This is a genomic window from Burkholderia sp. KCJ3K979 (genome assembly GCF_016759955.1).
GTDB lineage: Bacteria > Pseudomonadota > Gammaproteobacteria > Burkholderiales > Burkholderiaceae > Burkholderia > Burkholderia orbicola.
In genome coordinates, this window is sequence record NZ_JACFYV010000025.1 from 44,874 (window position 1) to 53,975 (window position 9,102).

Here is a 9,102-nt window from a genome sequence, read left to right on the forward strand (position 1 = left end):
CGCCATGCAAATGGCGGGCTTTTTGCTTTCTGGGCGCTTACAAATTGCAAGCGTTTGTGTGCAGCGCCGCAATATCCTGCCAAATGCCTTGGCGCAGTAATCCGGGCTCGGCATAATCGGGGCGCGTTTTCCAGGACGCGCATCGCGTCGTCCGCCTTCCTTCCCGCTTAATCTTCACTAAAAGGACCGACGCGTGAGCCTCTGGTTTCTGGTATTCCTGAGCGTCCTGCAGGGCGTCACCGAACTCTTCCCCGTCAGCAGCCTTGGCCATACGCTGCTCGTGCCGGCGCTGTTCGGCATGCACATCGACAAGCACGCGCCGCAACTGCTGCCGTTCCTCGTCGCACTCCACCTCGGCACCGCGCTGGCGCTGCTGTGGTATTTCCGCGCGCGCTGGATCGCGCTGATCGGCGGTTTCTTCGCGCAGCTCGGCGGCCGCAAGAACGACGACGGCCACCTGATGTGGGCGCTGATCATCGGCACGATCCCGACCGGCATCGTCGGGCTGCTGCTCGAGAAGCGCATCGAGCGCGTGTTTCACGATCTGCGGATCGTCGCGATCGCGCTGATCGTCAACGGCGTGTTGCTGTGGCTCGGCGATCGCATCCAGCGCAGCCGCGCGCATCAGGCGCCCGAGAAAATGACGTTCAAGCAGGCGTTCTTCGTGGGGCTCGCGCAGATCGGCGCGCTGATTCCGGGCTTCTCGCGCAGCGGGCTGACGATGATTGCCGGCAATGTGGCCGGGCTGACGGCGGAAAAGGCGGCGGAATTCTCGTTTCTGCTCGGCACGCCGATCATCTTTGCCGCGGGCGTGCTCGAACTGCCGAAGCTGTTCCATGCGCGCGACCAGCTCGCGGACGCACTGCTCGGCGGCGTGCTGACGGCGATCGCCGCGTACCTGAGCGTGCGGTTCCTGATGCGCTATTTCGAAGGGCGCGGCCGGCTCGCGTCGTTCGGCGTGTATTGCGTGATCGCCGGCGTGTTCTGTCTCGGCTGGTTCATGCTGCATCCGCAGCCGGTTTGATGCGGCGGCGCCGATCTCGCGTGATCTGGCGCGATGATCGGGTATAATTTCGGGCTCGGCTTCGTGTCGGGCCCGTTTTGTTTCGGGGCTTTGAGTTGTTGTTGCTCAAAACCCCGATGCCGAATGCGGTCCGTGTCAGGCCATGTCTTTTCTCCCCCGACCGCCCTTAGCTCAGTTGGATAGAGCAACGGCCTTCTAAGCCGTAGGTCACACGTTCGAATCGTGTAGGGCGGGCCAGTTTGATCACTGGGCGATCTTCCCGGGGCCACCCCGGATTACGCGAGCGCATCACTCCACCGTCACCGATTTCGCGAGATTCCTCGGCTTGTCGATATCCGCGCCGCGCAAGCACGCCGCGTGATACGCGAGCAACTGCAACGGCACGACGTGCAGAATCGGCGACAGCAACCCGTAATAATCCGGCATCCGCAATACCGACACGCCTTCGCCGTTGTCGATCCGCGTATCGGCATCCGCGAACACGTAAAGCTGTCCGCCGCGCGCCCGCACTTCCTGCATGTTCGACTTGAGCTTTTCGAGCAGCGCATCGTTCGGCGCGATCGTCGCAACGGGCATCGTGTGCGTGACGAGCGCGAGCGGCCCGTGTTTCAGCTCGCCCGCCGGGTACGCTTCCGCGTGGATATACGAAATCTCCTTCAGCTTCAACGCGCCTTCGAGCGCGATCGGGTAGTGCAGCCCGCGCCCGAGAAACAGCGCGTTTTCATGCTGCGAGAATTCCGCCGCCCAGCGCGCGATCTGCGACTCCAGCCCCAGCACGTCTTCGAGCGCGCCGGGCAGGCGCCGCAACTGCGTCGTATAGCGCGCGAGTTGCGCATCGTCGACGTAGCCGCGCAGTCGCCCGAGCGTCACCGCGAGAATGAACAGCGCGACGAGCTGCGTCGTGAACGCCTTGGTCGACGCGACGCCGATTTCCGGGCCGGCCCGCGTCAGGAAGCGCAGGCCGGTCTGGCGCATCATCGCGCTGGTCGGCACGTTGCAGATCGCCAGCGTGTCGATGTGGCCGAGCGCCTGCGCGTACTTGAGGGCGGCGAGCGTGTCGGCGGTCTCGCCGGATTGCGACACGCTGACCACCAGCGTATTGGGCATCGCGAGCGCATCGCTGTAACGGTATTCGCTCGCAATCTCGACCTGCGCGGGGATGCGTGCGATCGTCTCGAGCCAGCGGCGTGCGGTCAGGCCGGAGTAGTGGCTCGTGCCGCACGCGAGGATCAGCACGTTGTCGATCTGCTCGAACGCGCGCGCGGCGTCCGGGCCGAATACGGCGGGATCGAACAGCCCGGCATCGGGGATCGTCGCGGCCACGGCCTGCGGCTGCTCGAAAATTTCTTTCTGCATGAAGTGCCGGTAGGGGCCGAGCTCGACCACGCCCTGCACGGACGAAATGGTTTGTATCGCGCGTTCGATCGGCGCGCCGGTGCGATCGAGTACCCGCACGCCGCCCGGCGTCAGTTCGACGATGTCGCCTTCCTCGAGAAAGATGAAGCGGTCGGTGATGCCGGCGAGCGCGAGCGCATCGGACGCGAGAAAGCATTCGCCGTCCTTCACGCCGACGACGAGCGGCGAGCCGGCCCGCGCGCCGATCAGCCGCTGCGGCTCGTGCTTGCTGAACACCGCGATCGCGTAGGCGCCGTGCAGTTGCGAGGTCGCATCGCGCACGGCGGCGAGCAGGTCGCCGCGATACTTGCTGTGGATCAGATGCGCGACCACCTCGGTGTCGGTCTGGCCGTCGAATTCGTAGTGCTCGTCGGACAGTTGCTTGCGCAACGTTTCATGGTTCTCGATGATGCCGTTGTGCACCAGCGCGATTTCGTCGCGCGAGAAGATCGGATGCGCGTTGCACGTCGCGGGCGCGCCGTGGGTTGCCCAGCGCGTGTGCGCGATGCCGGTGCTGCCGGCGAGGCCGGCGCTGCGCACGTGGGCGTCGAGATCGGCGACGCGCGACATGCTGCGCTCGCGGCGTGCCTGGCCGTCGACGACGGTCGCCACCCCGCATGAATCGTAGCCGCGATATTCGAGGCGGCGCAAACCTTCGATCAGAATCGGGACGATATCCCGTTGCGCGACCGCGCCGACGATGCCACACATGACACGTCTCCTTCCCTGTAGATTTCCCCGGACCGTGCGCACGCGTGGATCAGCGTGACGCGGTCTCCGTTGTCGCCGCCGTCGTGAAGCCGCATCGAGCGGGTGCGACCGGGTCGGCCATCCGGCTTTCGAATGCCAGGTAAAGCGCCTCCTCCAGTACGTTCCAGTGCGCGCCGTGCCGGTACGGCCCCGATCGTGCATGCCAGCACGCGACCGTGTTCATGTCGTTCATCTTGAATGCGACCAGTGCGATCAAGCCCCACGGATAATCGGAGCTGGCGAGTTGCAGCCAGGTCTTGCCGTACTTCTGCATCCACTGCGCGTAGATCGTCTCGTTCGATTGCTGGGGAACCTGAATACCGGAAAGAAGCGGAAAGACCTGCGCGACTTTCGCCGGATAGAACGTCGTGTCGCTGATGCGCTGCGTGCTCGCGCGAAAGCCGGACTGCGTGCCGCGCCAGAACACCTTCAGGATCGCGGACGCGAGCCGGTCGGCGCGCTGGCCCCACGGGCCGGCGCGCGTGGCGTCGCCATGCCGGACGTAATACGCGGCGAGCGCCTGGAACGCGCTGTGGACCTCGACGTTGTCCATCAGCAGCGCGACGTGCAGCGTCGACGAGATCTGATAGACGCCCGCGGGCTTGCCGAGCAGCGCGTCCAGATGCGCGGCCGCGCGATCGAGGCTGAGTTCCCATGCGGCGGGCAGGCCCTCGGGCGGCGCGAAGCGGGCGAGCAGTTCGATCCAGGTCGCCATCATCGCATCGTCGGCGTCGGCTTCGGCGCATGAGCTGTACTGGCCGCTCTTCACGCAGTAGCGATCGAACCCGCCGTCCGGGCGCTGGCGCGGCAGCAGCCACGCGATCCAGGCGAGCGCGGCCTGATGGGCGTCGAGCCCGGCGTCTGCGGCGCCGAGCAGCGCCTTCGCCGCGAAATAAGGATCGATGCCGGCGCCGTTCAGGCGCACGGTGATCGCGCCGTCGGGGCGTTGGTAGAGTCCGTTGAGCTGGAGTTCGGCGGCACTCGCCTGCAGCGCGACGCCGCACGCGGCGACACAGCAGGCGACGCACCACAGGCGGCATAGCCGGGCGGTGGCCGCCACGCGTGCGCGTGCGGCCGGGAAAAGCGCGGGCCTGTTCATGATGGGGGGCTCCTGCGCGATGGTCCTGCGCAAATCCCGCCGCGCGCGGCGTTGGCCGCGCCGCGCGCCGGCGGGTGTGTCGATGTCGCGGCTCAGTGTACCTTGGCGCTGGTGAACTTGAGACTGGTGCCGCTGTTCGCGGTCACGAGCCAGTACGTCGAGTCGGTGATGACGACGCTGCCGAAGCCTTGCGTGATGATCGGCAGCGCGAAGCCCTTCTTCGGCAGCAGCCACGTCATGTTCGCGAGGCTGGTCGGATGGCTGGCGGCGAACGTCCAGCCGCTGCCCGTGTCGGTGGCCGACCACGTGACGTTCAGGCGTGCACGATCGAAGGTCGTGATGTCACTCATCGTGTACCACTTGAACTGACCCGTCAGTTTCAGCGTATTGGCTTGCGAGAAGATCGCGGACAACGTCGACGTGTAGGACGACGCGCCCAGCGGATGCGCATAGATCAGCCGGCTCGTGCGGTTCGCGACGACGAAGTTCATCAGGGATGCGTACCAGTTGTTGACGTCGGCCGTCGGCACCGCGTATTGCTGGAACTCCTCGAACGTCGCGTACTTGCCGAACGGCATCACGGGGTACGCCCACAGGCCGGGGTTCAGCAACGCGCCGTTGCGGTATGCGCGGGTCGGTGCCGAGCCGGTGTGGCCGGTGAAGTAGTAGCCGTTGAAGCCGTTGCTTTCGAGCCAGTTGACCGACCAGGTCGGCGTGTTGCCTTCCGGCGCCGCGTACTCGACGTCCGGCTGGCCGGTCGTGGCCTGGACGGCCTGATGGTTCATCACGAGGTACTGCGTGAACGTGCTCGCGTTCGTTTCGCTCGCATTCGCTCCCCAGTAATCGTGAATCCAGCCGCCGTGGCTGCCGACGCGATGGCCCTTGGACACGAAATACCTCAGGAGGCTCTGCGCGGTCGGGTTGTTCGCGAGATTGATGCCGTTGCCGTCGCCGAAGGTTGCTTCATCCGGCCCGGCCGTGATCACGAGCGAGAACGGCCCGTTGTTCCATACGCCGAGGTTCTTCAGTTGCAGCGCCGGCTGGATCTGGTCGCCCGCGCAGAAGTGCCAGTTGAACACGAGCCCGGCCATCGCCTTCGGCAGCGGCGACAGTGACGGCAGGTTCAGCATCTGCGTGCCGAAATAATGCAGGTAGCCGTGAATCAGCATGCCGTCGGTCTGGCCGTCGAGGTAGGCGAGCGGCAGGTTGACGAACAGCACGCCGCCGTTGCCGTACGTGTTGTAGCCGGACACCAGCCCGAAGGTCGGCGAGGTCAGGATCGTCGTGCCGGTGTACGTCCCCTGCGTGACGAAGCTCGGATAGGTGAGGAAGCCGTACACGTAGCCGGAGATGCCTTCGAGCGTGTCGCTGGTGGTGGCCAGCGTCGACGCGAGCGTGTTGGCCGTCTTGCCGGTCGACGTGCTCAGGAGCGAATTGGCGGAATACGTCGTGGTCTTCTTCAGCTTGCCGGTCACGGTGCCGGTCAGCTTCGGAGTTGTCTGGTTCAGCACGCCGCTGCCCGTGGGCGGCGTCGTGTACTTGAACCATGCGTCGTGGTTGTAATTGGCGAGGCCGCCCGGGTTCGACGGGCTGGCGGCCAGGAACTGCGCGCTGCCTGACGACGCGTTCGTCGACGTGCCCGAGGTGCTCGTCGAAGCGAGTGCGGTCGCGGTCGTGGTCGTGGTGCTCGACGAAGCCGTGGTCCATGCCATCGACTTGCCGGGAGGCACCTGGAGCGTGCGCAGCCAGCTGCTCATGCCGGTCACGTTGCCGAGGCCGATCATGTTGCCGCCGTATTGGTCATACAGCACATAGTCCACACCGACCATGCTGCTGAAGCGCGATTTCGGGCTGACGTAGAAGCCGGCCGAATTCAGCACGCCGAAATCGTAGACGAGCATCACCTTGCCGCCGTTCAGTGCGTAGTTCTGGATCGCCGTCACGAGCGCATCGGCGGCTGTCGTATGCACCTGGTCGGGCAGGATCAGGCCCGGATACTGCGACAGCGACGCGCCGGCCGCCATGAACTGGCTGTCGGTCATCACCGTGATCTGCAGCCCTTCTTCCTGCGCACTGTCGAGCCATGCGGACACGCGCGAATCGGGCAGCGTCAGCGTATCGGGCACCAACAGGAGAAGCTGGTTGGTGGCCGCCTGAACGCCGCCCGGACTGAATGCGAACGCGAGCGCGAACAGCGCGAACAGGATCCGCAAGAACTTGCCTGACTTTGCCAACATGGTGTGCTCCTCGCTCAAGGAATGGGGGCGTGCGGCAGCCGGAACGCGCATGCCGCCAGGTCGACCAATCCAGCCCCGTAGGTGTGTGCGGCTGTCCGGTTCGTCGGGTATCGAGCGGTGCATGTCGACGGCGGACGGATCGCGCCAGGGCGCCGGGGCGCCGCGCTGCCTTCGCCGATGAGAGGACTCGATGCGACGTATTGAAAGAAGCGAACAACGTGCCATTGGCGCAGGAGGCCCGGTCCTGCTGGCTTCCTGCGATGCGGGCCGGGCGGCAGGGCCGGAAACGCGGCGGATTCGTTTCATCGCTGATACGGCGCGTTTGAACGCGCTATCAGCAGACGGAATCGCGATCGCGCGTCAGTGCGCCGGGCCAGCTTGCGCAGTAGGTATAGAGCGTGACCAGCAGGCCGATCAGCAGCGGCCCGCCGAGCAGGAAATAGCAGAACGGCAAGAACAGCAGCGAGCCGTGATGGATGATCGTCGCGTGCAGCAGCATCACGAACGGCAGCGCGAACACGAAGTAGCCGAGCACCAGCAGCGACGCGACGGCTTTTTGCAGCAGCGAGAAATCGAGCGGGTAGTACAGCGCGGCCATCACCAGCGGGATCACTGCGATCGCCGCGCCGTGCAGCACGAACATGTCGCGCAGGTGCAATTGCGGGACATACGGAAACGTGCCGGGCGCGAGCCAGAAGTACGCGCAGATCAGCAACTGGGTGAAGCTCGCGATACGTAACAGATATGCAACAGGCAACCAGTTCGCCCGCCGGATGAACGATGCGGCGAAGCCGGTCGCGCAGAGCGCGGTGGTGGCGGCCAGCAGCATGCCGCCCGGCATGCGGGCCGCGACGTCGATCGACAGCAGCGGCACGCGCGGTGCGTCGGGCGGGTAACCGATCACGATCACGTGAAGCGCCGGATCGAGCTGGTGCGCGCCCCACGCCATGACCGCGCGCCAGTAGCGCCACGCCAGCGGCAAGCCGAACCACAGCGACGCATACAGCGCGGGCGTCAGCAGCGCGATCGACGACAGCCAGCGCTGCGGATGCGCGTGGGTGCGCAGCGAACGATCGACGGGAGGACGGACGGGATGCGTCTGCATGGCGCCCGCCCGGCTACCAGCGATAGAAGACGCTGAGCTCGCCGCCGATTCGTGAGTAGTAAGGGTTGTGGTAATAGTCGAATTCGAGCTGCGTACCCCACTTGCGCGTGAACCAGTAGCGCCATTTCGCGGTGATCTCGTGGCTGCGGAAATCCGCGATCTGCGTGCCGGACCCGGTGACCTGATACGCCTCGCGGCCGACGCCGCCGCGCAGCACGATCACGCTCTTGCCGACCTCGCCGTAGGTGACGGCGCCGTAGTACGCCGGCGCCTTCACCGATCCGGGTGAATCGACCGTATAGTTCGCGCCCGCCTCGAAAATCCACTTCGGCAACGCATACCAGATCACGCCCGCGTGATACAGCTGATCACGGTGGCCGCTGCGGTTCCATGCGTAGCCGGCGCCGAGCGACACGACCAGCGAACGATCGGACAATAGCTTGCGGTTGATCGACACGTCGACGCGCGCACTCGGCAGGATCGTGCCCGATGTGGTGCCGGAAAAACCGATCCCGCCGAACCAGTCGGGGCCGAGGTCCTGCACGTAGGTCAGCGCGCCGAGCTGCGTGTTCTCGCCGAAGCGGTGCAGTTGCGCCAGTTCGCCGAGCACGGTGCGGCCGCCATCCTGGTAGACGCCGCGCAGATGCACGCCGTACCAGTCGCCGTAGCCGTGCGTCAGGTGTGCGTTCGAATAGCCGAGCGTCAATTCGGTGTGCGATTCCTGCGGCGCCTGCACATGCGTGACGACTGCATCGGGCAGCGGCGGCCGGTTCGTATCCTCGGGCGTGAATTCGGCGAGCGGCACGCCGTCCGGCAGGCCTTCGGCGTCCACGCGCACGAACATCGACTCGTCGCGCATCCGTGGCGTGATGACGGTCGCGGGCTCCGGAGGCTGCACGGCCGGCGTGGCGGCGGCATCGTCCGGCTGCTCCGCCAGCGCCGCGGGCGCGCCGAAGGCGACGCCGCACAGCATCGCGAGAGTGGCAACCGGCACGCGCGGGCCGCGATGGCTGGGGCGATCGGACATGAGGCGCTCCTTAACGGGATGTGTGGAACCAGCCGCTGCGCCACGCCACGAGATCGCCATGCACGCACGCATGATTGATGATCGAGACGTCGCGCGCGCACGCACTGACCGGGTGACCGGCGACGCCGATGCGCGCCCCCGTCAGGCGCAGCAGGCCGCCGGCCGACACGACGCCGTCGATGCAGCTCGCGTGGGCGAGCAACACGTCGTCGCGCGCGAATACCGCGCCGTGCAGCAACGCATGACGTTCGAGTTCGACGCGATGCGCCTTGACGCTGCCGCGCAGCACGCAGCCCTCGCCGAGGACGAGCGCGCCTTCGACGATCAGGTTGCCCTGCACGACCGTGTGCGTGGGCAGGCGAACGTCGCACGGCAGCAGGTAACGGCCGTGCAGGAAGCGATGCGGCAGCGACGCGAAGTGGCGGGTGAGCGAGATCGCGCGGCGCGGGGCGGCCAGTGTGTCAG

6 protein-coding genes, 1 tRNA gene and 1 pseudogene are annotated in these 9,102 nt (G+C 66.1%); 2 read left to right on the forward strand and 6 right to left on the reverse strand.

Going from position 1 to position 9,102, the window contains the following annotated elements:
- The first annotated feature begins 193 nt into the window (after positions 1-193).
- Both H3O04_RS08965 and H3O04_RS08970 read left to right on the forward strand, forming a co-directional pair.
- Positions 194-1,024, forward strand: coding sequence for an undecaprenyl-diphosphate phosphatase (locus H3O04_RS08965; protein WP_011545102.1), 831 nt, complete (start codon positions 194-196; stop codon positions 1,022-1,024).
- Between the two features lie 160 nt (positions 1,025-1,184).
- Positions 1,185-1,261: transfer RNA gene (locus tag H3O04_RS08970), tRNA-Arg, on the forward strand.
- Between the two features lie 51 nt (positions 1,262-1,312).
- On the opposite strand, the gene glmS is transcribed toward H3O04_RS08970, so the two are convergent.
- From glmS to H3O04_RS09000, 6 genes and pseudogenes are all read right to left on the reverse strand, one after another.
- Entirely contained in the window at positions 1,313-3,130 is a 1,818-nt protein-coding gene (gene glmS, locus H3O04_RS08975; RefSeq protein ID WP_124467901.1) for a glutamine--fructose-6-phosphate transaminase (isomerizing), read from the reverse strand.
- Positions 3,131-3,179: 49 nt separating this feature from the next.
- The gene (locus H3O04_RS08980; RefSeq protein ID WP_202587514.1) at positions 3,180-4,268 is read right to left on the reverse strand and encodes a hypothetical protein; all 1,089 of its coding nucleotides are present in this window, start codon (positions 4,266-4,268) and stop codon (positions 3,180-3,182) included.
- Between the two features lie 92 nt (positions 4,269-4,360).
- Positions 4,361-6,505, reverse strand: a complete 2,145-nt coding sequence (locus H3O04_RS08985; RefSeq protein WP_202587515.1) for a polysaccharide deacetylase family protein — start codon at positions 6,503-6,505, stop codon at positions 4,361-4,363.
- Positions 6,506-6,839: 334 nt separating this feature from the next.
- A complete protein-coding gene (locus H3O04_RS08990) occupies positions 6,840-7,610 on the reverse strand; it encodes a hypothetical protein (RefSeq protein ID WP_202587516.1) in 771 nt (256 codons plus the stop codon).
- Between the two features lie 13 nt (positions 7,611-7,623).
- Positions 7,624-8,637, reverse strand: a complete 1,014-nt coding sequence (locus tag H3O04_RS08995) for a YaiO family outer membrane beta-barrel protein (protein WP_202587517.1) — start codon at positions 8,635-8,637, stop codon at positions 7,624-7,626.
- A gap of 10 nt (positions 8,638-8,647) precedes the next feature.
- A pseudogene (locus tag H3O04_RS09000) lies at positions 8,648-9,102 on the reverse strand (polymer-forming cytoskeletal protein); the annotation flags it as partial.

Coding starts and splice junctions, on each gene's coding strand:
- H3O04_RS08990 (WP_202587516.1), bottom strand. CDS start 7,610: ATGCAGACGCATCCCGTCCGTCCTCCCGTCGATCGTTCGCTGCGCACC.
- glmS (WP_124467901.1), bottom strand. CDS start 3,130: ATGTGTGGCATCGTCGGCGCGGTCGCGCAACGGGATATCGTCCCGATT.
- H3O04_RS08985 (WP_202587515.1), bottom strand. CDS start 6,505: ATGTTGGCAAAGTCAGGCAAGTTCTTGCGGATCCTGTTCGCGCTGTTC.
- H3O04_RS08980 (WP_202587514.1), bottom strand. CDS start 4,268: ATGAACAGGCCCGCGCTTTTCCCGGCCGCACGCGCACGCGTGGCGGCC.
- H3O04_RS08995 (WP_202587517.1), bottom strand. CDS start 8,637: ATGTCCGATCGCCCCAGCCATCGCGGCCCGCGCGTGCCGGTTGCCACT.